36 protein-coding genes and 1 pseudogene are annotated in these 22,098 nt (G+C 32.3%); 3 read left to right on the top strand and 34 right to left on the bottom strand.

The annotated features are described in order from the left end of the window. Nucleotides 1-34: 34 nt before the first annotated feature. The 5 genes from G4P54_RS09560 to G4P54_RS09540 all read right to left on the bottom strand — a co-directional run bounded on the left by G4P54_RS09560 (nt 35) and on the right by G4P54_RS09540 (nt 1,772). Nucleotides 35-217, bottom strand: coding sequence for a hypothetical protein (locus G4P54_RS09560; RefSeq protein ID WP_167872487.1), 183 nt, complete (start codon nt 215-217; stop codon nt 35-37). Beyond that, nucleotides 214-612 (bottom strand): YopX family protein, encoded by a 399-nt coding sequence (locus tag G4P54_RS09555; RefSeq protein ID WP_167872486.1) that lies wholly within the window; start codon nt 610-612, stop codon nt 214-216. The genes G4P54_RS09560 and G4P54_RS09555 overlap by 4 nt, the downstream gene beginning before the upstream one ends. 368 nt (nt 613-980) lie before the next feature. Further along, nucleotides 981-1,175 (bottom strand): hypothetical protein, encoded by a 195-nt coding sequence (locus tag G4P54_RS09550; protein WP_161986113.1) that lies wholly within the window; start codon nt 1,173-1,175, stop codon nt 981-983. Nucleotides 1,176-1,286: 111 nt separating this feature from the next. Next, nucleotides 1,287-1,484: a hypothetical protein gene (locus G4P54_RS09545; protein ID WP_010330351.1), complete on the bottom strand. Its 198-nt coding sequence runs from the start codon at nt 1,482-1,484 to the stop codon at nt 1,287-1,289. A gap of 69 nt (nt 1,485-1,553) precedes the next feature. Further along, nucleotides 1,554-1,772 carry a YopT family protein gene (locus tag G4P54_RS09540; protein ID WP_003231034.1) on the bottom strand — a complete coding sequence of 73 codons (219 nt, stop codon included), beginning with the start codon at nt 1,770-1,772 and terminating at the stop codon, nt 1,554-1,556. Between the two features lie 181 nt (nt 1,773-1,953). Here G4P54_RS09540 and G4P54_RS09535 point away from each other — a divergent pair, with 181 nt between their 5' ends. After that, complete coding sequence (locus G4P54_RS09535) at nt 1,954-2,178, top strand: helix-turn-helix domain-containing protein (RefSeq protein WP_004399410.1); 225 nt, start codon at nt 1,954-1,956, stop codon at nt 2,176-2,178. A 188-nt stretch (nt 2,179-2,366) separates the two neighbouring features. On the opposite strand, the gene G4P54_RS09530 is transcribed toward G4P54_RS09535, so the two are convergent. From G4P54_RS09530 to G4P54_RS09470, 13 genes are all read right to left on the bottom strand, one after another. Beyond that, entirely contained in the window at nt 2,367-3,344 is a 978-nt protein-coding gene (locus G4P54_RS09530; RefSeq protein ID WP_167872485.1) for a phage lytic cycle repressor MrpR family protein, read from the bottom strand. A 23-nt stretch (nt 3,345-3,367) separates the two neighbouring features. Next, complete coding sequence (locus G4P54_RS09525; RefSeq protein ID WP_167872484.1) at nt 3,368-4,750, bottom strand: DNA sulfur modification protein DndB; 1,383 nt, start codon at nt 4,748-4,750, stop codon at nt 3,368-3,370. A 106-nt stretch (nt 4,751-4,856) separates the two neighbouring features. Next, the gene (locus tag G4P54_RS09520) at nt 4,857-5,933 is read right to left on the bottom strand and encodes a tyrosine-type recombinase/integrase (RefSeq protein WP_167872483.1); all 1,077 of its coding nucleotides are present in this window, start codon (nt 5,931-5,933) and stop codon (nt 4,857-4,859) included. Continuing rightward, nucleotides 5,923-6,135: a helix-turn-helix domain-containing protein gene (locus tag G4P54_RS09515; RefSeq protein ID WP_144453792.1), complete on the bottom strand. Its 213-nt coding sequence runs from the start codon at nt 6,133-6,135 to the stop codon at nt 5,923-5,925. Before G4P54_RS09515 ends, G4P54_RS09520 begins: the two co-directional genes overlap by 11 nt. Nucleotides 6,136-6,183: 48 nt before the next feature. Beyond that, on the bottom strand, nt 6,184-6,501 hold the full coding sequence (locus tag G4P54_RS09510; RefSeq protein WP_167873853.1) for a hypothetical protein: 318 nt from the start codon (nt 6,499-6,501) through the stop codon (nt 6,184-6,186). A gap of 2 nt (nt 6,502-6,503) precedes the next feature. Then, entirely contained in the window at nt 6,504-6,704 is a 201-nt protein-coding gene (locus G4P54_RS09505) for a hypothetical protein (RefSeq protein WP_167872482.1), read from the bottom strand. 332 nt (nt 6,705-7,036) lie between these two features. Next, complete coding sequence (aimP, locus tag G4P54_RS09500; protein WP_009967508.1) at nt 7,037-7,162, bottom strand: lysogeny pheromone peptide AimP; 126 nt, start codon at nt 7,160-7,162, stop codon at nt 7,037-7,039. Between the two features lie 13 nt (nt 7,163-7,175). After that, nucleotides 7,176-8,336 carry an AimR family lysis-lysogeny pheromone receptor gene (locus tag G4P54_RS09495; RefSeq protein ID WP_167872481.1) on the bottom strand — a complete coding sequence of 387 codons (1,161 nt, stop codon included), beginning with the start codon at nt 8,334-8,336 and terminating at the stop codon, nt 7,176-7,178. A 175-nt stretch (nt 8,337-8,511) separates the two neighbouring features. Then, nucleotides 8,512-8,928, bottom strand: coding sequence for a hypothetical protein (locus tag G4P54_RS09490; RefSeq protein WP_072692929.1), 417 nt, complete (start codon nt 8,926-8,928; stop codon nt 8,512-8,514). 76 nt (nt 8,929-9,004) lie between these two features. After that, entirely contained in the window at nt 9,005-9,583 is a 579-nt protein-coding gene (locus tag G4P54_RS09485; RefSeq protein WP_240939758.1) for a DUF8453 domain-containing protein, read from the bottom strand. 110 nt (nt 9,584-9,693) lie between these two features. Beyond that, the gene (locus tag G4P54_RS09480; RefSeq protein ID WP_167872480.1) at nt 9,694-9,828 is read right to left on the bottom strand and encodes a hypothetical protein; all 135 of its coding nucleotides are present in this window, start codon (nt 9,826-9,828) and stop codon (nt 9,694-9,696) included. Nucleotides 9,829-9,838: 10 nt separating this feature from the next. Next, entirely contained in the window at nt 9,839-10,054 is a 216-nt protein-coding gene (locus G4P54_RS09475; RefSeq protein WP_167872479.1) for a hypothetical protein, read from the bottom strand. A 3-nt stretch (nt 10,055-10,057) separates the two neighbouring features. Beyond that, nucleotides 10,058-10,309, bottom strand: a complete 252-nt coding sequence (locus G4P54_RS09470) for a hypothetical protein (RefSeq protein WP_167872478.1) — start codon at nt 10,307-10,309, stop codon at nt 10,058-10,060. 70 nt (nt 10,310-10,379) lie between these two features. Between G4P54_RS09470 and G4P54_RS09465 the strand changes: the two are divergent. Then, a pseudogene (locus G4P54_RS09465) lies at nt 10,380-10,554 on the top strand (DUF8096 family protein). Between the two features lie 28 nt (nt 10,555-10,582). Here G4P54_RS09465 and G4P54_RS09460 read toward each other — a convergent pair. Beyond that, entirely contained in the window at nt 10,583-10,807 is a 225-nt protein-coding gene (locus G4P54_RS09460) for a hypothetical protein (protein ID WP_167872477.1), read from the bottom strand. A 113-nt stretch (nt 10,808-10,920) separates the two neighbouring features. Here G4P54_RS09460 and G4P54_RS09455 point away from each other — a divergent pair, with 113 nt between their 5' ends. Beyond that, entirely contained in the window at nt 10,921-11,151 is a 231-nt protein-coding gene (locus G4P54_RS09455) for a hypothetical protein (RefSeq protein ID WP_167872476.1), read from the top strand. Between the two features lie 11 nt (nt 11,152-11,162). Here G4P54_RS09455 and G4P54_RS09450 read toward each other — a convergent pair whose 3' ends face one another. The 15 genes from G4P54_RS09450 to G4P54_RS09380 form a co-directional block, all read right to left on the bottom strand. Continuing rightward, nucleotides 11,163-11,564 (bottom strand): UPF0715 family protein, encoded by a 402-nt coding sequence (locus G4P54_RS09450; protein WP_167872475.1) that lies wholly within the window; start codon nt 11,562-11,564, stop codon nt 11,163-11,165. A gap of 44 nt (nt 11,565-11,608) precedes the next feature. After that, entirely contained in the window at nt 11,609-11,830 is a 222-nt protein-coding gene (locus G4P54_RS09445) for a hypothetical protein (protein WP_116315615.1), read from the bottom strand. Nucleotides 11,831-11,872: 42 nt separating this feature from the next. Continuing rightward, a complete protein-coding gene (locus G4P54_RS09440) occupies nt 11,873-12,703 on the bottom strand; it encodes an HNH endonuclease (protein WP_167872474.1) in 831 nt (276 codons plus the stop codon). 35 nt (nt 12,704-12,738) lie between these two features. Continuing rightward, nucleotides 12,739-13,722 carry a DUF4062 domain-containing protein gene (locus tag G4P54_RS09435; protein WP_167872473.1) on the bottom strand — a complete coding sequence of 328 codons (984 nt, stop codon included), beginning with the start codon at nt 13,720-13,722 and terminating at the stop codon, nt 12,739-12,741. Nucleotides 13,723-14,041: 319 nt separating this feature from the next. Beyond that, nucleotides 14,042-14,269 carry a helix-turn-helix domain-containing protein gene (locus G4P54_RS09430; protein ID WP_167872472.1) on the bottom strand — a complete coding sequence of 76 codons (228 nt, stop codon included), beginning with the start codon at nt 14,267-14,269 and terminating at the stop codon, nt 14,042-14,044. Between the two features lie 190 nt (nt 14,270-14,459). Next, nucleotides 14,460-14,843: a UPF0715 family protein gene (locus tag G4P54_RS09425; RefSeq protein WP_205781572.1), complete on the bottom strand. Its 384-nt coding sequence runs from the start codon at nt 14,841-14,843 to the stop codon at nt 14,460-14,462. 81 nt (nt 14,844-14,924) lie between these two features. Continuing rightward, nucleotides 14,925-15,260: a hypothetical protein gene (locus G4P54_RS09420; RefSeq protein WP_167872470.1), complete on the bottom strand. Its 336-nt coding sequence runs from the start codon at nt 15,258-15,260 to the stop codon at nt 14,925-14,927. Between the two features lie 58 nt (nt 15,261-15,318). After that, a complete protein-coding gene (locus G4P54_RS09415; RefSeq protein ID WP_167872469.1) occupies nt 15,319-15,558 on the bottom strand; it encodes a hypothetical protein in 240 nt (79 codons plus the stop codon). Nucleotides 15,559-15,634: 76 nt separating this feature from the next. Next, the gene (locus tag G4P54_RS09410; RefSeq protein ID WP_167872468.1) at nt 15,635-15,916 is read right to left on the bottom strand and encodes a hypothetical protein; all 282 of its coding nucleotides are present in this window, start codon (nt 15,914-15,916) and stop codon (nt 15,635-15,637) included. Nucleotides 15,917-15,966: 50 nt separating this feature from the next. Next, nucleotides 15,967-16,227: a hypothetical protein gene (locus G4P54_RS09405; RefSeq protein ID WP_167872467.1), complete on the bottom strand. Its 261-nt coding sequence runs from the start codon at nt 16,225-16,227 to the stop codon at nt 15,967-15,969. Between the two features lie 210 nt (nt 16,228-16,437). Then, nucleotides 16,438-18,039 carry a class I SAM-dependent methyltransferase gene (locus tag G4P54_RS09400; RefSeq protein ID WP_167872466.1) on the bottom strand — a complete coding sequence of 534 codons (1,602 nt, stop codon included), beginning with the start codon at nt 18,037-18,039 and terminating at the stop codon, nt 16,438-16,440. Between the two features lie 48 nt (nt 18,040-18,087). Further along, the gene (locus G4P54_RS09395; protein ID WP_167872465.1) at nt 18,088-19,956 is read right to left on the bottom strand and encodes an LPD29 domain-containing protein; all 1,869 of its coding nucleotides are present in this window, start codon (nt 19,954-19,956) and stop codon (nt 18,088-18,090) included. A 338-nt stretch (nt 19,957-20,294) separates the two neighbouring features. Beyond that, nucleotides 20,295-21,527 carry a hypothetical protein gene (locus G4P54_RS09390; RefSeq protein WP_167872464.1) on the bottom strand — a complete coding sequence of 411 codons (1,233 nt, stop codon included), beginning with the start codon at nt 21,525-21,527 and terminating at the stop codon, nt 20,295-20,297. A gap of 110 nt (nt 21,528-21,637) precedes the next feature. Next, nucleotides 21,638-21,799: a hypothetical protein gene (locus tag G4P54_RS09385; protein ID WP_167872463.1), complete on the bottom strand. Its 162-nt coding sequence runs from the start codon at nt 21,797-21,799 to the stop codon at nt 21,638-21,640. A 44-nt stretch (nt 21,800-21,843) separates the two neighbouring features. Continuing rightward, entirely contained in the window at nt 21,844-22,095 is a 252-nt protein-coding gene (locus G4P54_RS09380) for a hypothetical protein (RefSeq protein ID WP_167872462.1), read from the bottom strand. Nucleotides 22,096-22,098 lie beyond the last annotated feature (3 nt).

Below are 22,098 nucleotides of genomic sequence, written 5' to 3'. Positions count from 1 at the left end.
AAAATGCATCTTTTATTTAGATTGTAACCTCAGATCACTCCGCTTCTTCCTCCAAGTCTTTTACAATTTCTTTTAAAAACGGAAGGTGACTTCTATTCAATGTAAAATCTGCTGTAATCATCCTAGAGTGAGAATTCTCTTCAATGGTTATACAAAAACCACTTCTATACAATGCATCACCGTATTTATCCGTAATCAATCCATTTAACTTACTCACTCCGCGGCCTCCAATAACTCGGGATTGTAAAATCCATCTCCTATAACTGTGTTTCTTGCTGTCTCGGAAAATAACGGGCGTGTCTCTTGTGTTTTAGTGTTCACTAAGCACCATTGCCCCTCAAGCATTGACACTACACCAACGAGCACCTCTGACCCATGAGGATTCCCGATCATTGTTTCACCTCGTAGAACAACATCACCGTCATATATTCCTTTTTGATCTGTGCCCCACATGAGAACGGATTTCCCGTCATGACTATGCGCCACTGTTTCCCCTTTAATTCCATTCCGTTTCACTTCCCACGCGCCGCTAGGTTCGATGATCATTGTCAACTCGTCATCAAAGCTGTAATGCATCTGCTTACCGTCCCAAACTCTGTATGCTGTGTTCATTGTCCGCTCTCCTTTGCTCTAATCTTGTACCGTGTTTTACAACCCTTGCTAACTTGTTTCAATTCAGCAGTGAAACAGTCGAGACAAATATTTTCTTGTTTTCGGTGGTCGCCAGTGTTTTGTTTTAGCTGTTTAATATCTGATCGAAAAGCAAACCTTAAAGGCTTTTCAAAGATAGGCACAGCATTTTCATGTGTATCTAACCCACACGTTTCACAACATAAATTCTTCATAATAAATTTTCACCCCTCACTATCGCCGGACGGCCTACATTCTGTATTATTAATTAATCCCTTATTTCAATCTCGATAAAACTTACATTTTATCCACTAATTTTATTTTTGTTACCTTAGTGAAAATTACACAATTCAATATGTACTTACTTCTTTGCCCTTACTTTCTTCTTCTCTTAACATATCTTCAGCTATATACATCCCCTCGTAAGCATAATCAATTATTGAATGAAATTCTCCGATGACCCTTCGTAAATTTTCCTCTTCTTTGTATGCTTTTAATCGCATAACCGTTTTCATTAATTTTTCGAGCTTTTCATCAAGCAACATAGCTCTCTTTATCAACTCCTTTATACATATTATTTGTATTTGTATAAACTATAACCCAGCAATTAATATCTGTCAATTAGATTCGGCCAATTTATGTGACCGAATCTAATTTTAATCTGAGAACATAAAGATCAATTCATTGATGTCATCCCTAAGCTTAACGAGGCTTTGTGGTGTAACTGAAATTGTAATATCTAATTTCTCTCCCTTGAAACCAAGTAGGAATTGATAATGTTCTGAAGTCAGCAATTTTTTTGTAAGTCTAAGACTAACCTCTTTGTAATTATCTTGATCAACAAATATATTCAAAACAATACCTTCATTCTCCTCTTGCTGCTGATTACATTATGTTTAATGGAGTCTTTCTTTTTTTTATTTTTACTCAGGCAATTCTTCTGTATTTGTTATTTCATATTCCATATCACTTAATTTAAAATTTTCAACTGATCCGTCAGCTTTTAAAAACGAGACTTCTTTAGATAAAAGTAAATTTTCACAAATCCTGGTTACCAATGTTTCAGAGACTTCTGGACTATCTGCTTTGTTTTTGAGTACAATCTCCAGATTCAGTGCAATATTGTTTAAATAACCTGCCATCCTCATTCTCCTATGTTCAATTTTCTGTGATAAACCCTTAAGGTGTTAAGGGAACGTGCGTTCTGTTTTGTATAATCATTATACATAGAAAGTAGGTGTTATGCTAGTGGTTATTTATCGCTTCGTATGGTATGATATGTATTATGTCTTTCCATAACAGAACGCAGGAGGATGTCCGATTATGATTAAAGTTGAGATCGGGCAATGCTTGATACCTGAATTATGTAGAAAGAAAGACATTACAATCAATGAACTTTCAGAGATAACTGGGATTAAGAAACAGCAGCTGAGCGACTATAATCGATTAGTTAAAGTAGATATGTCTATTCGAACTGCAAAAAGAATTGCTGCTGCTTTAGATTGTAATGTCGAAGACCTCTATGAATTCAAGGTTGAAAGGCATTGAAACGACTAAGACTTTGGTCTTGGTCTCTTCCTTAGTAAACCATATGGTTTACATGACCATCTTACTACATTTAAACATGTATTTAAAGTGATTATTTTGTCTATTTTTGTCGAAATGCGAATTTTTTCACAATTTTTCGAGATAAAAGAAAAATCCATTTAACCAAAATAGTCAAATGGATTTCATATTTAAATGGTCGTCTCTTTTAGTCCTAGTTCTTCTGCGTAATATTTATTAACTTCTTCCTCATTAATATAATCTTGCATTGAATAAACTGCTCGATATTTGGATTTCACTCTTAAATTAAAGTCATCTATAATCTGATACCTTACAGAGTTATCAATAACCCCTTTTTCTTTATAAAGCTGATATGCTCTATACAAATGACCAGATCTAACAATAGTATTTGGTGTTAAAAAGTTAATTTTAAAGAACTCAGATATATCAGTAATTAGATTAGTTATGACAAATTTACTTGCTTGGCCGTCTCCTTTGTTGGACGTTCTTTTTGTTTTAACTACATAATCATTTTCAACTAAAAAGACTTCTTTTGTTTGGCCTTTTGCCTTCCCATTCTTTAATTTATATTTAGTTTCCTGAGCTGCATTTAAGGCAATAACAAGACATTCACTACTAACTTTTAGTTTTCGTTCACCGTGCTTTGAATCATAGAGGGTTAAAACGTTACCATTTAGCATCGCATCCTCAACTTGCTTTTTCGTTAAACTTAGCAATTCAGAATGAGCTAAACCTGAAACCCCTTCAAACAACAGCCTTAATACAGCCTTTGATTGATAGTTAACTAATTGATTTTCCATTTCCTCTAATTCACTATAAGTAATATATAATTTTTTGTCTCCGAGACATTCATAAAGCTCTTCTTCAGAAATAGTTCTTGCCAAATTGGTTAATCCTTTACTTAACTTATATGAAATTGCCCAATCAATATACAATGACAATAATGCTAAGGTTCTTCGAACACTACCAATAGTGGTTTGATCGAATGATCGTATAAGTTCTAAAATTTGCATTGATGTGAAATCATAAATGTCTTTATTATATAAAGTCTCAGTAATCTCTGCTTTTGCAAAAATAGGCCTCATCTGCATAACCATACTCTCAGATAAGGTATCTAAATATTTTTCCTTAATCTCACTATTGAACATTGCAACAAACAACTCCTAAGTAATTACTCGTCTATTTTTAAATTGTTAAAGAAATTCCATATCTTTTGTGGTGATTTAGCATTTCCATTCTTGTCTACTACACATAATTCATCCCACAATTTATTTTTCTTACTAAAGTCTATAGAGCTTAAAACATCGGTAATTTTACTTTCTAAATCATCTAGACTTACTCCATCTAACTGCAACTTCTTAGCTAGTACAACGTAGCCGTTAAAGAACAAATAGTTGTTCACAAAACTTCTCTTTCTTTCTTTTGCTATATCACCTAAGAACTCATCCACATATTGTGTAGCTAAAGCATCAAAGAAAGATGTAAGGTATCTTGCAGTTTTTAAAATATCTGCCTGAGTTGAAAAATCTTTTTTAGAATAACTTCTTTCAATTGCCTTTTTGAAGTCAGAAAAAGTTATAAGTAAGTTCTGATTCTGATTTATCCAGTCTCCATTTGTCTTTATATAATCACCAATTATGCTATTATCCTGAATGAACTTAACAATTTTATTAGAATAAACATTTTGACTCATCTCAGCTACTTTAGATTTCTTCACTGGATTTATTGTATTTTGTTGCCCAAAATGCTCTCTCGCCCTTTTTTGAGTGTAGTTATAGATGTCCACTTTAAAGGTTTCTTCAAACAAATGATCTAACTCAGGATGCTGTCTTATAGCCATAGTAATGCCTATTAGCCGGTGATACCCGTCTAAAACGTCTAAAATGGTGTCTTCAGTCACTGTAAGCGACATAGTGTCGTCATCATATTTTAATTCTTCGCCACAACTTGCGCTTCCAACACGTGCATTAAACGTAAAAACTGATTTAATTAATTTCCCATCTAAGAACAGTTCCTTTATTTCTTCAACCGATTGTTTATTGAGCTGCGGTACAGGTATCTCAATATCTGAGCCCTCTAGTTTTTTCGTTTTGTTCGTTCTTTGAGCATTAGGATTATAGTGCAATAACTTATTTTCAAATAGCATAAACAACTCTTTAGCAGTGATGGGGAAGAAATAATTATCATCCGAATACTTTACAACTTGTTTGAATGTATACGGAAATTTTATATCTTCCTCCACAGATCCTTCCCATAACGTTTCAATTTCTCTCATATCCGTTTCTGTGAAGTAATTTCGTGGATTAAACCTTTCACTTTCAAGAACTGAGTATAGGGACTTGGCTAAAAAGTACATATATTCTTTAGAAATTTCGACTTCTGGATTTTCTATATCATAAATTAATTTTTGTGTTGTCCCTGGAGTAATTTTATTTTTAGCCATCTCTAATTGAATATCGTTAATAAAAGATCTTATGTGTTTATTTTTCGAGATAGCATCTTTCATTTCTGAAAGCAGTTTCTCATTTGCAGACTGATCAAAGATCACTGTCATATAGCCTTTCACCTCATGTCATGTTGCTAAATTTAAAGTTACCAAAGGCAATCTGGTTAATCAAGAAGAATTATCATTTGAACTGAGTAATATACCGAAAAAATGATTATCGCTCATTTACATGCTTTATAAACTTTTTTAATGTAACAAGATCAGCGTTTTCAAAAAAACTAATAAAATCCTCTTGGGTTGCTTCATATAGTGGATTTAAATCGATTTTTTCATCCATTGTTACACCAGCAGAGTTTGCTATGTTAATCTTTCTGCTCATATATCTCTCTGTTGTTAATGTGTTTTTATGATTTCCTTGTTCTTTTGCTGCAAGTAAATCGTGACCAGAATTCTCATAGACATAGTCAATTCCTACACCCTTAAATGAGTGTAAGACTAAATCTCTTTCAGGAGGTATACCTAACCTTTTTTTCGACCTTTTTAAGGAGTGTCGTAAAGATTGTTCCGAAAGCCCATGAAAAACCAATTCAGTTTCGCTGTCATCCTCTTCCTTCAGCTGCAACAATTCCTCATAAAATACCTGGTTAATGCCTGTAGACACAACCTGAGATCCTTTATCAATAACTGTTACTATATAATGGCCTGTACTTTCATCAAGCTGTATGTCTTTCCATCTTACGCGCAAAATCGCACTTACACGAAAAGAAGTTCTGATGGCGAATTTAACAAACAGCTTTTTCATTAAAGGTTTCTGTCTTTCATTTATATACATATCCTGAGCGATTCTTTCGGCTTCTGTCTGGGTTGTTTTATCCCAGTTTTTAGTTACTGTTTTAAGCCTTTCGACAGTATTAAACACCGACAAGTCAATATAGTCCTTATAATCATGCTCCAAATATGTATAGAGCATCTTCAGTGAGGTCATTTTTCTGTTAATACTATTATTAACTAATCCCTTTTCCTGAAGATACTTCACATAGTTGCTTAATTCGCTTTTACTTACAACTAAATCATCGGGAACTAAACTTTTGACATCTTTACCTTTAATCACACTAAAGAACTGCTTAATATCCCCTTCATAATTCTTTCTGGTGTTCGACACTCTTCTAGTTGATGAAGGCAACATATAGTTAGAATTCCCTGAGCTACTTCTTATATCTTTATTGATTAAAAAGCCCTCGATATCATTGTAAACCGCATAATTTTTTAATTGTTTAATTTTATTTTGCATTATCTTCTCCTCCTTTCTCATCTAATAACTCATCAATAGAGACATTCAACACCAGAGCGATAAGCTTTATGGTTGTAACATCTGATTCATCTGGCATTTCAATGATTTTGTTTAATGTCTGAATATTAATCATTGTCTCCCTCGACAATCCCTCTATTGTGATGCCACGTTTGACCATTAGCTGTTTTATTCGCTCTGACATGTCAACCTCCTATTTTTTATGTATACTATAGACTGCAGTGCGTATATGTTATGGTTGATAAATAAACTCTTCAAATTCAATTGCAATGTGTCGTTTTAAATTCTTAACAAAATGTATTAAGGATCTAAAATGTGGATTATTTTCAATGCTTCTTTTTAACCCATCTCCACCTAATAATACTCTATTTAGATCTTTTAATAATGCTGCTATCTCTATTTTTGCACCATGTAGATCATCTTCAGTTTTTGCATTAACAATCATATTTCTTATGTTTATTACACTCTCTATGTAAGTTTGTTTCGCATTTAAAACAAAATCGGCGTCAATATCTTTATGATTTGTAGACCTAAGTTCTACAACATGCATCATTAATCCTCCTTGTATTCGCTTAGCAATTTCATGTATCCTTTAGTTAATTGTTTTCTAACATTTTCATTCTTCATTATTTTTGACTTTTCAACACTTTTTTCATGAAAGAATAAATCATTTTTAACTAAGCTTTCAACTTTCTTTTGGTAAATGGTTTTATGCATTGTCATACTGTTTTTTAAGTAACTAATTGCGGACACACCACCAACCTCCTATATACATATTTTTTATCTTTTATATCTATAGCAATTGTAATGCATTACATAAGGGAAGTAAAGATTTTTTTAACGACAAATAGCACATTCTACGCATTTTTTTTTTTGCGAATGTGCTGTTTTGTAATGCATTTCATAGTGTATTAGGGTGTATGTACTTGAAGTTAATCACTAGATGTTCTAAAAACTTAATATTTAAGTGATGGCCTTAAAACTACAAAAGACGCTTAGCTCAAGAGAGCCAAACGTCTTCCTTTTTCTCTGGTTAATTTAATTAAGTAAATAATAATACTAATAGCTTTATGTGTCAATGGATTTTATGCTCCACGTGGCATTCCAGCTACCTCATAATCACCTGAAGCTTGTTGGATTGAAGAATCTGCACTTATGTAAGAAGTGCCTAGTGCGCCCAAGATAACTAAAGCCATAATAAGTTTTTTCATCGTCTCACCTCCTTTAAAGTAAAAGTAATTCTAAAAGTTTTTGATTTTCTCCCATCTTTTGCAGTTCTAACAGTGGCAGCCTAATAAGGAATTTGTCATTAGACTTTTTAAAATACTCGATTGAAGAATAGAAGCATGCTTTATTTTGTTCGAGCCTCCCTTTCAAATAATGATGCATTGCAAGCTCATTATCGTTATGTTCTATCAGATCCAGTTTATCCAAAACTTCTTTCGCTTTGGAATTTTCATTAAAGTTGATAAAACAATGAGCTTGCTCCTGCAAATCCATAATTGACTCAGATTCAAAATTAATCCACTTATTTTCTTTGCGCCATACATTATTTAAGAAGCACAAAGCCTGTTGGAAAATCATGTTGTAATTTTCATTATGGACGGAAACGCTTAGCCCTTTTAAAAAGTTTTCCTGAGCCAATTCATAATTCGAAAATAATAGAGAGTTACCAATTGTTAAGTAGCTGAAAACCTGAAATCTCTGGATATTTGTACTTTCCAATGCCATTTGAGAATACTTTCTGCATTCCTCTAATGAATTTTCATTTAGTTTTATATTAGACATTAGAACATGAACTCTTGTTTGATATGTATTTCTAATGTACATGTTCTCAGAAATCTCACTTAGGTCAATTTGTTTTATAAGTTGGGCCATCGGAGAAAAGTTACCAGTGCTTAAGTAATGATAAAGCAGCAAGAGCCTTGAGAAAGAATTCATTTCAGGTGTTTTAATATTTAATTTACCGAGTCTTTTCACTGCCTCAAATTCAGTAATATCACAGTTAGACAATTCTCTATGTATTTTATACACTTTTCCATATTCTTTACTTTTCATATTGCTGCAAGAAATCATTGAATCTATTAAAACATCCTCTATTTCAAAAAACATATTTGCATCAGCATACTCCAATGCACTTCTTGCTGCCTTTGTCTTAACATCTAGGTTTAAACAATAATCTTTCATTAATTCATATTCACGATCTGGATACTGACTCTTAACAATGTTGACTATTGAAGAAAATTCATTAAAAGTTTTCCCATCATGGTTTAAGAAGTCATAAAGAGGATTGGAGTTTTTAAGGCCAGCTACTGTTGCCCATTTATTCATTAAAGAGTTGTCATTTTCCAAGTCTTTCTTCATAGCTATCCTTATTAACTCCATTATTTCCCCTCATTTCTTTTTGTTGTCTTTATTGGTTAACTTAATAATACTATATATCACATTTCTAGTCAATAAATTTATACATATTTTTTGTATTTGTATTCTCTTTAAAATTCCTATTTTAACTAGACACAATGAGGTTTAATCCTCATTGTGTGCTCCTAAAGCATAAGCCCTACTTTAGGCTATAATATACCTCTTCCGCAATATCCTTAACAAACCTAGCGAAAATTTCTCTATCAAAACTTCTTAAGCATTTAGCTAAGGACAGGATATTCTGCACATGGTCAAGTGTATTAGTCAATTCTAATGCAGTTACCAAAGAACGCAACATGTCTTTGTAGTCTATATCTCCGGCAACACCTTTAAAAACCACATGTTGCCGTTCATCAAAAACTGGGGCATTCTCAGATAGGTGTATATCAAATTTCGCAGCGATATCCTCCCGCTCTATAGATATCAACTCTTTAATTAACTCTATTAATTGCTGTTCACTCAAATTAGAATAACTTGCTCTCAATAGATTAAAGGAATCCACACCTATTTCACTGTGGAGGTCTTCCCATCTAAAGTATAAGTAAACTTGTTTCATAAATTCTCCTTATCAACAATTATTTTTATTAAACTTACTTAAATTTAAGCAAGTTTCCATTGTGTTTTATTATAATTTAGGACTTGGATTGAAGATTTCGTATTTCTTCTTTAATTTCTTTTAGACTATCAGTAACATTATCCAAGGTTGCTTTTTGTGTCCAAACTAGTCCTCCAATATAATTTAAATCAAAGTCATAACTTTTATTATATATTCTTCCGTTAATATCGCTATAGTTGATTTTACATGTGAAAACAGGATACCCAGAATCAGTTTTAATATCTGATTTTTTAGCAGCAATTCCTTTGATTTCTTGATTAGGAGCAAATGTCTGAATGTTGGTATTAAAAATTCCGTTTTTCATTTTGTACATATAGCTCTTTTGAAAATTACCGCTCTTTTCTTCTAAATCGACTGTCACATTGGTCGCTACACCATTGCCGATGTTCTTCATTTTAAAATCCAGCATAAATTCATTTAACTCAAAATAGATTATTACTTCCGGTTCTTTTTTACTTTCATACTCTTTCTTCGCTAATTTTGCAGCCTCTAAGCTAGCTTTAGATGATTTTTTAGAATAGTATGCGATGAAAATCGTTAATACAAACATTCCTAAACTTCCTGTGTTAGAGAGAAACCAATCCCATACATTCATTAACGTTACTCCTATTTGATCCACGATAACAAAGCCTTTCCTTTTTAATTTTTTGGTTTAGAAAGAAAAAACAAACTACATTAAGACACTCTGTTTATTCAGATAATGCTTTAATAAAGCCGCTTCCATTCAACATACTCAAATCGTTTCTGATACAAGTCTTCAAGTATAGCAGCCCATTCAATCCAACCTTCTGCAACAATGTTTTTCTTTTCTCCATTCTCAATCCACTCTATCCAATACACCTAAACACTCCTAACGCTTTACGACTTGGATTTCCCTTACCTCACATTGCACATTACACTTCGTTTTCAGCTCACTTGCTACCTCAATGACTTCATACATTGTTTGCAATTTAGAAGCGCCGTGGAGGTCGTTAGATGTCAAATAATCGTCCTCATCTAACTTAAATGATTTGAAGTATTCCTTGTTTTCAAACTGCAGTACATAAAAATAATCAATCAAAGGCATAAATCAACCTCTTTTAAATAATTTTGTAATCCTCATTGCTAATGGCAGCAAACCAATTAACATGAAAAAGGCAATCACATTAAGCTTATTTTTGAAAAACAGGCTGGACAAATTCCTTTCCATGCCCGCTGCTGTTTCTTTATCCATGAGTTCTTTAAACTCTTCATCATAGACCTGATCAACAAAAATAAACTTAATGCCAGTCAATAATCCAACTCCAAGCCAAATAATTAAAAAATAAGCTAATCCAATCATTTGTTCCCTCCCTATATCGAACGGAATTTGGTATTCTTGAGTATGTCGAATAAATTATGTAGGTGATCTTGTGGAAGAGAAATACGAAACAAACGGGTATGATACTTCAATCGTTTATGATTATAAAGAATATCCTGATGTAAAATACGGCCGCTGCGACAATTGCGATTACATTCAAAAGCTCTGTGAAGAGTGGAATATTCTTACGTGAATGCCGGCGCTGCGGCATGAAAAAGAGCATTTAGATTTATGCTCTTTTTATTTTGTGAACTACTACCTTACAGGAATCATATAACTCACAAATACATCAATATCATTTTCAGCTTTATATACAGCAATTTTTTCTGTTTCCGGCTCAATCAGTTCAATTAAACGTTTTGCATCTTTGTTCGCAATTGAATTGTTTGCAACAGTAATCCAAGTCCAATAGTTCCAATCATCAATACAGGTTTTAATCTTATCGGGGATTTCATGTCCGATTGTATAAGCCCTTATCATTGATTTTCGCCGCCTTTCTATAAAACACTTCTTTTATCTTGATTTTTTATGCTCTCGGATTGAGACGCGTAATCGTGTTAAGGTTAATTCATGACCGCATAAGGAGTGATACCTTGCTAAAAGTTGCAAAAATTTCGGTTTCTTGCATTGCATTAGTCTTGTGCATATACTCATTGTCCAATCAAAATGAATTATTGTTGATTGTTGTGCAATTATTTGTTGCCGCCCTTTTATCATTAGTCGGAGCTGAAGCGATATTAAGCAAACAAAAACTGTCCGGATATTTACTGTTTGGATCAGCAGCCTTCTTACTTGTTGTAAACGGTGTGAAATTCATAATTTAATTTAATGTAATTTAATGTGTTAATTTCCGTAGGAATATGGAGTCCCAAAACCAATAAATAAGACCTGCAACAATACTCATAATGTAATAATTTAAGCTTCTGAATACAGTAAGAGCATTTGGCGGATAATCAACAGTCCAGAACAAAAACACAGCTAAAAAGGCTACTGCAATATAAATTAAAAAATTGTTCAAGCTGAATTTTCTGGGCCTTCTTCTAAGCCACACTTGCAAAGGGACAGCAAATACCAAGTAAGTGATTAAAGCATAAAATCCTATGATGCCAATAGTGACTAATGCGATTGCCATAAAACCAGAGTAAGCAAACATATACAGACCAAAGATTAGACCAAATGATAAACTAGAGATTATTAGAGTATAAACAATACTGTTTAACAATCTATTAGGTAGCAAAAGTCTATCCTCCTGTCTTCAAAAAACCTTATTAATACAAAACTTTACTTAAGCCAAATAGCCTTAGTCGCATCAACCACTCTAGATTTTTCATCAAGATATGCATATTTTCTCTCCCACTCGCTTTTTCTCCAAGCCTCTTGATTTGCAAACGATGATTTAATTGGTTTTGGGTACTCATTCTTTGACCAGCCGTCTTCAATATGGTTTAACTTAGGGTCATTATCATCATAATACTTATACCAAACAGTAATCATTTTTAACATTATTGCCCCCTGCTTCTCTATAAAATCGTAGTTTTATTAACTTTAGTCCTCCAGCTCAAGATTCCAAAAAGGGACGCTAACGTTATTAGTTACTGTAGATCTTGCTCCTTTTTGTGTATTACAAGTATCACACAAAATTTGAAAGTTTGAGGGATCATTGTTTCCATACAATTTTAAAGGGATTATATGGTCAATGTGATAAGCTCCGTTCACATTAAAATAACCGGTCAAATCTCTGCGACAATTTACACAGCAACCTTTATCTCTATGAAATACAGCTTTTTTCATCCATACTGGGAAATAACCTCTTTTAAACCCATTTTTTTGAGTGAACCCAATTTTGATATCCTTATCCATAGTAAGCGCATATCTTTCAATTTCTTTGGAGATTTCATGATGGAAATCATGCAAGAATTGTCTATCTAAAAATGCTATTTGAAAGGCAGCGTGAGTTAATGCTTCATTAATTAGTTTACTGTTATCTATTACATAATCCATCCACTGTTTAAATACAGGATAACAATTACACTCTCTATGAAATTCATTTTTGCATTCATCGTAAGTTGGCTGAATTAAATCTGGAGTCAATTCAACTTCAGCTAATACTCTTTTCATAAAATCAAAAAGGATACTAAGATCATCTATGTTTTTATACATTACATCTACTTCTTCTGTAATGTTAGAAAAATCATATAAATAACGATGTAATACTGTGTACTCATTTGGTTTAGACAATAATGGAATTAAGCCGGAAAATCCATCACTTAAAAATCCATTATAATCTATACCGTGAAAGTAAAATGAATCTATTGCGGCGGCAGCGACTGAAATTCCTGATGAGTAAGATATATTTTCATGCTTTACTGTTGACAAAACCCTTTCCTCCGACTTCTACAAAATAATGTTTTTCATTTGGTTACTCTAGTATTTTTGTTCTTTTTATGCCGCTCCATTTCGTACCTAGCAATAAATTTTTCACCAATTTTAGAGAGATGTATTCTTTGATATGATCCTCCAGCTACAATTTGTTTTTCGAGTAAATTAAAAATTAATAAATTTGGAGAAACATCAAAAAATAAAAATTTTGCTCCTTCGTCCATTCCATATTGATTTGTGATACCTATAGTGAAATATTTCTTATGTGCAATAAAAATCTGAAAAACACTTACTTCTTTTCCTGCAATTTTTCCAAAATCCGAGCTGTTAGGTACCTCAATTTTTTGTTCCCATAAATAGTTTTTAATATCTTCATATGAGAGACCATCAAACTCTTTTTCCCTATTAATACTTTGCTCCATTTGTTCAATACGTTTTTTTAAATTAATATTTTCTTTAACTAATGAAAGATTCTCACGAAGAATATTTTCTAAATTTGCTGAGTTTTCTCCCGAAACCCAACCTTTTAAATTTTTATTGTTCTCTTGTTCTTTTAGAGATTCTAAAATAGCAATTTTTATATCTTTTTCATCACTGAAAAATCTACTTATTTTAGCTAATACTTCTTTTCTGAATTCTTCATACTTCAGAGGATTCTTTTTCTCCATTACTTCGCTTCCGAATCGCTGTATTTTCACTTCAAGAGCGTCTTTTTGAATAACTATCGCAAACCGTGGCTTTCCAACTTCTCCTGCATAATCGTATTCCCAATGTGTATAGCTCTTACCAGTTTCATCATCAATCTCACCATAACGTCCGCCTAGTATTAACATATAAACATCTGATTCATCAATCCAACGTTTAATGGTTTCTTTTTGAGATTCATCCCCTGCTTTGAAAAGCTCCATACCCGCTGGGATATGACCAGCATTTAGTATTGCCTCTACAGCCACTTGTCTTTCTTCAACTAAGTCAGTATATGTAGATGAAACAAATACTTGAAATTTCTTTTTCATAAAATTCCCCTCATATAAAAGATTGATTTTATTATAAGTAGATTTCCGTTAAATCAATATCAATTCTGTTACCTTTACTATCAATCACCGATTCACCGTTATACTTAATATTTACTCATGGTATCAATTAAACTCTCAAGAGATTCAAAGTTTACACTATGAGGAACTACTCGAAACATATCGGGCGTATTCCACTCCCAATCAACCCAATTTAATTTCACCAATTTAATCCCCCAAAAAACTGTATAAAAGTACGATTTTATATAGACCTAGAAAACTTGTAATTACTTCCTATGCTTGTAACTTTAGTATACCATTTTCATCCTGAGCGATCGATATGATTATGACCTTTTTCGAATATCAGCAATTCCTGCAACTCAATGTTTAGGTATGTACAGACTTTATCTAATAGGTCTCTTGGATACCGCTCCATTTCGTCATGATAAAGCTTTCTGACAGTTGGATACTCATGATCAATGTCTCTAGATAGCTGCCTGATGCTGATCTTCCTTTCGTCTAATATGGGCTTTAAATTTGATTTAATCAATCGTCCTCACCTCTGGTTACTTTGATTACTTAAAATGATCATTAAGCCTATAATATTGGCCAAGGCTATTATTCTCCTTGACCTTGTGAAACATTAAAAAAGGATAGTCGTCTGGCTCTTCATGATCAAATCTATAAGGTGATAAATATCAATTCATTCCTCCATTTAGATTGGATTGTGAATACAAAAATTACTTAGCTGCTGTCTTCGCCTTATTTTGCAGAAAAACTGAGTCCCAGACCCAAAAGATTAGAGCAAATGTGATACTAAATAAGTAAATTTCATATCCCATTAGGAAGTCTATAATGGTCTTAGGGTCAGTTATTACAGCGAAGAATAACCATACTAAGAAGGAAAAGAATATGTATATAAGTAAATATTTCAGATTAAACCTTTTGGGTTTGCGATTTAGGAAATATTGAACAGGTGTAGCAAAGATTAAATAATAAATAAAGATAATAGCACTTATTAAGAAGTATGGAATATAGCCATCATAATCAATGCCAAAAACATAAACAACAGCAGCACATAAAGCAGACAAGACATGAACAATTAATATCCTTAAAACTTGCATGTTTATAACCCCTTTCATGTGAAAACTTCTTCAACAATGTCTAGATCCCTCCTTAAAATCACTTTAAAATCCATGTTTTATTCAGTTATTTAGATTTGACCTAATTAGATTAGCGATATCTTTTACATATTCAATAAACTGATTTTGGTCTTGAAGAATGCAAAGCTTTTCATATTCACCGGTAAAAAGCCATTGTGGGGATTCTCCATTTGTCTGTATCTCCATGATAAAACTTGATCCTTTTGTGTTGATCTCTTCATCTTCCTGAATTTCATAATGATGTGTAATTAATTTTTTCAAAGAGTGGCTGTCCTTTATTTCTTTTGTATAAAATGATAATCCCTGCTCCTCATACCGCTTTAGTTCAAAGCCATTATCCAGTAAAAATTTAAGGTTGTTTTCATTTAAAGTTGTCATAATTAAGTCTCCGTTTTAATTAATTTTTAGTGTATACGTTATACTTCTACCTAATACTCTATTTCCGTTTACTCTTTAAAAACCTCTTCATGTCAGCTACTACCTTTCCATTTTCAAGTAAATAACCTTCAGCTTTATATTCTGTAAGGTTGCTATGAAGCAATTCATCGAATGTATCTGATTGCATATTTTCAATCAATGAATCTTTATTTAATCCATTTGGATAAAAATTTTTCTCTTCTTCCTCTGATACCTCAACTTCAACCACCATAGTGACAACGTACTTAATTTTTTTCATGTACTCTGCTCCTTTAACTTTAATGCATTTCCTACTCTATTACTATTTACTTCTCAATTTATTTAAAACTGCTGTTTTATTCAGTTATTATTTCAGGATTTTTATCTGCTTTGTTTTCGACTTTCCCTATCCTTACAACCGAGATCAAATCCCCATCCCATTCAATAACACTAGCATAATAGAATAACTGATTGTCTTTTTCATAAAGCTCTGTTCTGATACGTTCATACCACTTATGACCAAGGTAAGGATAGTCATATTTGAACTGTCCTTTATATGTAAAACCCATCTGTTCCATTGCTTCGTCAAGTTTACCTACTGGATTATCCAACCTTATATCAATCATTAATTCTTCCATCGTGATTTTCCCCGTTCTGTTTAAGTATTGTTTCATTCAAACGTCTATACCTACTTAACGCTAACCTTAAAAAACAGATATGAACCATCGTGTGAATTTTCATAGGTAACTTCACCGTTTTTTCCGTTAATATCATAATCATGCAGATCATTCAATTCTTCTTTGAACTTATTGAGAAAGTCTACTGTTATAGCATGTTCTATACTTGCTGAATTTACTACAACCTTATCTGAATGACTCCATCGAAAAGGATTTTCTTGGTTTCTTTCCAAGCTTTCATTATCAATTAATCGAAATTCTATTTTTTTCATTTCAATCTCCCCATTCATTCAAATATATTATACATATTTTTTGTATTTGGTAATTGTATTATAACCCGATCACTTATAATAATCAATGTTTTTATGCATATTTTTTGCATTTATATTTTTAGTATTAATCAATAGATTAAAGATTCCTTGCCGTTTTTAACTACTCGATGTATATGTACTATACGCTTAATGTTAAAACCCCATTAAGTGTTATGATGTGAGTATCAAAATTTTTGATGGGACGATGACATAATAAGAAATATTTTTTATTGTATTGTTATATGATTGCTCGCCCTCAAAATCATTTATCACATCTTTTTCTTCTGTAGTCATATCTTGATACTTAACCTTCCCATATGATGGAGGAAGCCAGTTTTTCTTTTGACTGCCAAAAATATTAAACTTCTTAAGTATTTCCTCATCTTTAAACTCGATGTGACATGTCCCTTTTTTATAGAAAGTTACATAGTAGTACTTTAACTCTATTTTTTTCGTCTCCCCATAATGCTCAGCTAATTTTAAAGCTTCATCAATATTTATGTCTTCTGTCAATCCATTGTCAAGATAATTGAAAACTTTTTCGATATCTTTCAACTTTTCTAAGACCTTATAGTCTGTTGGATTATACCGACCATCTAGCCAGCTATAAACGTTCAATGGGATAATCACTTTTTTGTTAATCTTGTATGATTTATTTGTTTTCCACCCATTATATAAGTGAACATTTTTTGATGATTCATCATAGTAATGCTTGTGGCTAAATTCTTCAAAAAGATTAAGTATTGTGTCTTCTACTCCCTGCGTCATCTCTTTGCTCATTTGAATTCTCAATGTATAGATATTAAATAAAGAAAAGTCATAGTCTTTTAATTCCTCAACATGCTGCAAATATTTTTGCTTCAGATTGCTTGTAAAGAGCCCCATAAATTGATCATTATTAAATAACGTATTCCAATACTTCGCCCTGATTTGTTTTATATACGCATTCTCTATATCATTTTCTTCTTTATTCTTATCAATTTGCAGCTTCAATATTGGAGTACTGTCATCATTGAAGCTATGCAGCATAAAGGGTTTTAAGCTGTTGTATTCATTGATTAATTTTAAACCCGCTTTGATTTCATAATTGAATTGTTCTACAATCCCTTTTATAAAGTCTGCATTCACTAACTGTGTTGCTTTATAATCCTCATTAATTCTATGAGACTCATCTTTTTTTAAGTCTTCTATTAGGACACTGCTATATTCTTGTTTTTCAATGCTTATGTATATTAGTGCCGTTTCAACTTCTGTGCTTCGCTCTGAGTTCGAAAAAGCGTTTTGAATGTATTCAACTTCTGCATTTATTTCCTCTAGCTTACGAATCAAAAATTTCCTGTCATTTGAATACGGATTTTTTAATGTTTCAGCATTTAGTACGCAAACAATTTGACCAGGTCTTTGTTGCTTCTCTATTAATTCAATCGCCTTTAATAAGTGTTTAACACCGCTGCTAAAAGGTGGATTCATAAAAATCAAATCGTACTTCTTGTAAGTGTTAAACGTCAAAAAATCGTCTGCTATCACTCTGTAATCTTTGCCTCTAAGTATGTGCTGTAAGTTTTCATCTTGCTCAATTGTATCCACGTCATACTTTGAATTCCTTCTGTAGTTCTTAGTGTTTTTAAATTGAGTGTAAATGGCTTCTACTAAGTTTCCTTTACCTGCTGACGGCTCCAGAACGGAGTTAATATGCTTCCATTCTATTCTTGATGTCATTTTTCTAATTAATTGCGTTGGTGTTGGATAAAAATCCGGATTATCTTTAAACATTTTAATTTCCCCTTTTGTGAGGGAATGAGAAGTTTACCCATCCCCTCTTTATAGACTAGGCTTATAAGTATTGATTAAAGGTTTGAAGCTTTTTTTATTTAAGTAACCTAAAACCTCATCAAATTGTCTTTTGTCACAAGAGTGGTACTTACTATGAATTATTTTCATTCCATCTGGTTTAACCTCAACATTATTCAATACTGTGTCGGGTAGTGAGTGCCACCCTTTGAACATCAATAAATCAGAATAGAAGTGACGATAATATAAATTTCTTTTATTTTCGGGTTTGTATGTCAGCTTGATTGCATTATCATATTGAGCATATTTAGTTGGCCGGTAACTGTCATATGTTATTCTTTCAGTAATTAAAGATCCAAGATCAGAAATGTAAAACAGAGTATATTTTTCACCTTTTTCAAGATCAACATTTTTAAATTGTTCTTGAATGCTGTCAACTTCATGGAGAATTCTGTATAAAGAAATTTTCAATTCTTCCAGATATACCTGTTGGATAATTTCTTTCTTCAACTTCAAACTTTGTATTTTTAACTTTTCTTTAAATAAAGATTTGTATTTGTTCCAGTCTTCCTTTTTCCAAGTCTCAAATATATTTAATTTTTCAATGACCGAAGTTGAAATATCTTCTAACATATCTGCTTGATATTTTAACTCGTCTAATTCTCCTTCTTTTAACGCTTGCTTATGAGAAATTGACTTTTCAATTTTTGCATTGTCCACTAAACCAACGTATCTTGCATAAGAATAGCCTTGAGCGTCTACAATAAATTGCAATTTCCCGCCGTAGTACACTCCTACACCATATAAATTCCATTTAACTGTATTCTTTTCTAGATCGTCCATATTGTAATAATCAATCATTGAGTTGATTCTATTATCCTCTGTAAAGCTGCCTCCTGTTTCCGCAAGAAAATCAAAATCATTTAAAAGCATGTTAGAAAAGTTGTTTAAAGCTTCTTCAGTATTGAAATGTACTTCTTTTGTAATTTTTACATTTTTAAGTCTGAAGTCACCTTTTGCAACCTCGTCTTTATATTGATCGAGTGTGCAATTCTTGTTTAAGTTCGCAAACTGTGCATCAATAACACAATACTCCTGATCTTCATTCAGTTGTTTTACTACAATGCTGCTATAGATATTTTCGACTTGTTTCTTTTCTTCTTGTTGCTGTCTCTTATATTCAGCATTTTTGAGCTCTTGCTCTTTTAAATATTGCTGAAATTCTTTTTCTTTTTTCTCTTTCTCGGCTTCTTGAAATTCTTCCATCTTTGAATCAAACAGTGCCATTTCTTCTTTAATTTCCTCTGTCTGTTCTGTTTCCTTGTATTCCCAGTCTAATGAAACATGACCATAAAAGTTGTAACTACCTGCGTAATCAGTGTACGGATCTGCTGGGCTGGAGCAATGGCGATAATTGTTTAAAAGACTGTTGCAATAATCATAAATCGCAGTCAAATAAGCTGAGCCTTTTTCATAAGGACTTGATTTAATTTTTATGTTAATAGTGCTATGTAAATAGCTTCCCCCAGTAGTAACAGAGAATTTGCATTGTGGGAAACGTTGTCTTACATGCTTTCTTATTTCCTTTGCCATTTCTTTTACTTCCTGTTCCTTATTAACTTTGAACTCATCCCATTGAGTTGCATCCCACAGACCCAATTTTTCAATTTTAGTTTTCTTTTTAGGTTTAGTGTTTGTAGCATATGTAATTTCTTCTTTTGTAAGACTGTTAGCAACTTGCATAGATTTTTCATTACGTTTGTTCCACCAGCATTTTTTGAATCCAGAGTATCGAAAACCGTTTGATTTAAGATGAGTTAACACCTCTTCTTCTGGTTTGCTTCCAAAATAAAGCTCAATTCCGTTTAACTCTTCGTTAATTCTTAAAACAGATGTCATTTTCAACCTCTCCATTCTTTAATTTTCTTTATACATATTTTTTGTATTTGTTATTTATATTATAACTTGATAATCTATAATAATCAATACGTTTATACATATTTTTTGTATTTGTTATCGTGTTAAATACTTATTGCTCATGAGGGGGTTTGGGGGTGGTGTGAGCAAAAATTGTTCAGGTGAGGAACGAACCGTTTTGAACAATTAGCAGCACCCCCATTCTCTTATTTTATTATTTAATTTATTTACTTCTTTTCTTCTACGAGAGACCCCTATAAAACCCTTATGTACCAAGGGTTTCAAAAACGATTTATTGCTTTTTTTTTCATACGTTATTCTTATCTCTCGTTCTCTAACCAATCTTTTAACAGCTTTCTCATTCGTGATGATGGGACATATATATTAATATCCTGTCCATTTCTTATGGCAGATCTCCAAATCCATTGAATCATTTCAGATAAAGCAAAATTGTCCTCGTTAATGGTTATTCCCTTGGATCTAAAATAATTATCAATTGCAGGATTAACGAATCTGTTTATTGAATAAACCAAGGATTTTTTATGACTGTATTCGTTTGTTGCTTTGATGTTACAGGCTAAAAAGCCTTTCGTATAACCTTTTCCACTTAATTTACTTTTATGTGATTTAAAAGTTGTCCAAAGATTGTCCTTAGACTTTGATTTAAGTATATTCTGGTAGTAATTTAGAATGTTATTCTTAAGCCGTTTATGTAACACTGAACGTTTTTCAAACCAGTTTTTTGATAATGCATAATAATCATCACCAATTTTATTCAAATCACCTTCATATATTTTAATTTTATGTCTTAGAACATCCTTCTTTGCTTTGTCGAATTTCCTACTGTGCTGCATTAATTTATAACTGTCATTGTCTTTGACTACTGCATAAAGTTCATATTCTATTCCGTTAATGTCATAATAATATTTCTGAATCTGAGCATCAAACAAATATGTAAGATTATAGACCTGTTTAAATTGGGCAAAGATGTCTGCAGGAAACTGCCAAAACAATACAGACTCATTATGCAATATTAAGTTTTTACTCTTGGCCAAATGTTTAAGTGTTTGGAACTCTCCTTTATATTCCCTATTAAGGTTTCTTTCTTGTTCATCATTCCAAATGATTGTGCCATTATTGTTCTTAATCCATTCATTTTGGAACAGCATATCCAGATCATCCTTGGATATATTTAATTTCTTAACCACTTCCATAGTTTCATCCAGGATAAGAGTATAATTGCCTGAGTAAATCAATTCTTTAGTTGTTTCATTAGCCATACTGAATAAAGCATGAGTTGTTACAATGTCATTGTTATCTGCTAAATGTTTATGTAACGAATCCAGTTTATAAAGCGTTTCACCTTCCTCACTATGTATTTTTGGTTCGTAAAACTTTCTATTCGTACATGACCTCTTTATTCTTGTTACCTCATCAAGATATGGTGTGATAAAGATAAAATGCTCATTCTTTGGTGCCTCATTCATCATCTTAATAATGTAAGTTGTTTTACCAGATCCCATAATAGAATCAATTACTTTAACCTTCTCCATATATCCTCCTTATATTTTAATTTTGTATTCAAAAATAAGGAACGATAATTGCCTTACCGCTCCCTTATTTATAACGCATATTTAATTATCCTTATCTGTTCGCTGATTGATTAGCAAGGATCATCTTGTTTAACTTTGCTTATCTCTTCTCTGTACTCTAAAAGGTCTTTATCAATTCTGACAGTTGCTTCTTTGATGGAGTCAATATCTTTCTTGAGCATTTCCAATTCCCTAGTGAACTGCTGAATAGCATCCAGGAATTTTTTCTCCACTCATCTCACCTCAATGAATTAATTATACCATGAGGCCTATAAGATTAGTGAGACTTGTTTCTTAGTTTAAGGAATACAAAATAGATGATCCATAACAGTATGGCAATGATACATGTGACTACAATGATTGCATTGATTAGTGTTTGTGCTTCGCTGCTGAAGTAGTCCTTAATGAGTTGAAACATCAAGAATAAACCAATGAATGTGACATGGGTAAACCATAGCGAGAATCGTTTCATGTTTACAATGTGCTTGATCATGTTATAATATGGGTAGGAACTAAAGGAGAAGTTCATTCC

The sequence above is a fragment of the Bacillus tequilensis genome (genome assembly GCF_012225885.1).
Taxonomy (GTDB): Bacteria; Bacillota; Bacilli; order Bacillales; family Bacillaceae; genus Bacillus; species Bacillus tequilensis.
Note: the sequence above shows the minus strand (reverse complement) of the source record. Positions and strands in the feature narration are given on the sequence as shown.

Bases quoted from the DNA above. Each gene is read 5' to 3' on its own strand.
- G4P54_RS09435 (WP_167872473.1), bottom strand. From the start codon at position 13,722: ATGAAAAAGAAATTTCAAGTATTTGTTTCATCTACATATACTGACTTA.
- G4P54_RS09380 (WP_167872462.1), bottom strand. From the start codon at position 22,095: ATGAACTTCTCCTTTAGTTCCTACCCATATTATAACATGATCAAGCAC.
- aimP (WP_009967508.1), bottom strand. From the start codon at position 7,162: ATGAAAAAACTTATTATGGCTTTAGTTATCTTGGGCGCACTAGGCACT.
- G4P54_RS09520 (WP_167872483.1), bottom strand. From the start codon at position 5,933: ATGCAAAATAAAATTAAACAATTAAAAAATTATGCGGTTTACAATGAT.
- G4P54_RS09535 (WP_004399410.1), top strand. From the start codon at position 1,954: ATGATTAAAGTTGAGATCGGGCAATGCTTGATACCTGAATTATGTAGA.
- G4P54_RS09415 (WP_167872469.1), bottom strand. From the start codon at position 15,558: ATGAAAAAAATTAAGTACGTTGTCACTATGGTGGTTGAAGTTGAGGTA.
- G4P54_RS09460 (WP_167872477.1), bottom strand. From the start codon at position 10,807: ATGATAAGGGCTTATACAATCGGACATGAAATCCCCGATAAGATTAAA.
- G4P54_RS09470 (WP_167872478.1), bottom strand. From the start codon at position 10,309: ATGATTGGATTAGCTTATTTTTTAATTATTTGGCTTGGAGTTGGATTA.
- G4P54_RS09395 (WP_167872465.1), bottom strand. From the start codon at position 19,956: ATGACATCTGTTTTAAGAATTAACGAAGAGTTAAACGGAATTGAGCTT.
- G4P54_RS09550 (WP_161986113.1), bottom strand. From the start codon at position 1,175: ATGTTGCTTGATGAAAAGCTCGAAAAATTAATGAAAACGGTTATGCGA.
- G4P54_RS09510 (WP_167873853.1), bottom strand. From the start codon at position 6,501: ATGCATGTTGTAGAACTTAGGTCTACAAATCATAAAGATATTGACGCC.
- G4P54_RS09485 (WP_240939758.1), bottom strand. From the start codon at position 9,583: ATGAATGTATGGGATTGGTTTCTCTCTAACACAGGAAGTTTAGGAATG.
- G4P54_RS09420 (WP_167872470.1), bottom strand. From the start codon at position 15,260: ATGACAACTTTAAATGAAAACAACCTTAAATTTTTACTGGATAATGGC.
- G4P54_RS09540 (WP_003231034.1), bottom strand. From the start codon at position 1,772: ATGGCAGGTTATTTAAACAATATTGCACTGAATCTGGAGATTGTACTC.
- G4P54_RS09495 (WP_167872481.1), bottom strand. From the start codon at position 8,336: ATGGAGTTAATAAGGATAGCTATGAAGAAAGACTTGGAAAATGACAAC.
- G4P54_RS09390 (WP_167872464.1), bottom strand. From the start codon at position 21,527: ATGGAGAAGGTTAAAGTAATTGATTCTATTATGGGATCTGGTAAAACA.
- G4P54_RS09425 (WP_205781572.1), bottom strand. From the start codon at position 14,843: ATGCAAGTTTTAAGGATATTAATTGTTCATGTCTTGTCTGCTTTATGT.
- G4P54_RS09400 (WP_167872466.1), bottom strand. From the start codon at position 18,039: ATGTTTAAAGATAATCCGGATTTTTATCCAACACCAACGCAATTAATT.
- G4P54_RS09490 (WP_072692929.1), bottom strand. From the start codon at position 8,928: ATGAAACAAGTTTACTTATACTTTAGATGGGAAGACCTCCACAGTGAA.
- G4P54_RS09410 (WP_167872468.1), bottom strand. From the start codon at position 15,916: ATGGAAGAATTAATGATTGATATAAGGTTGGATAATCCAGTAGGTAAA.
- G4P54_RS09530 (WP_167872485.1), bottom strand. From the start codon at position 3,344: ATGTTCAATAGTGAGATTAAGGAAAAATATTTAGATACCTTATCTGAG.
- G4P54_RS09405 (WP_167872467.1), bottom strand. From the start codon at position 16,227: ATGAAAAAAATAGAATTTCGATTAATTGATAATGAAAGCTTGGAAAGA.
- G4P54_RS09515 (WP_144453792.1), bottom strand. From the start codon at position 6,135: ATGTCAGAGCGAATAAAACAGCTAATGGTCAAACGTGGCATCACAATA.
- G4P54_RS09445 (WP_116315615.1), bottom strand. From the start codon at position 11,830: ATGTTAAAAATGATTACTGTTTGGTATAAGTATTATGATGATAATGAC.
- G4P54_RS09525 (WP_167872484.1), bottom strand. From the start codon at position 4,750: ATGACAGTGATCTTTGATCAGTCTGCAAATGAGAAACTGCTTTCAGAA.
- G4P54_RS09555 (WP_167872486.1), bottom strand. From the start codon at position 612: ATGAACACAGCATACAGAGTTTGGGACGGTAAGCAGATGCATTACAGC.
- G4P54_RS09475 (WP_167872479.1), bottom strand. From the start codon at position 10,054: ATGCCTTTGATTGATTATTTTTATGTACTGCAGTTTGAAAACAAGGAA.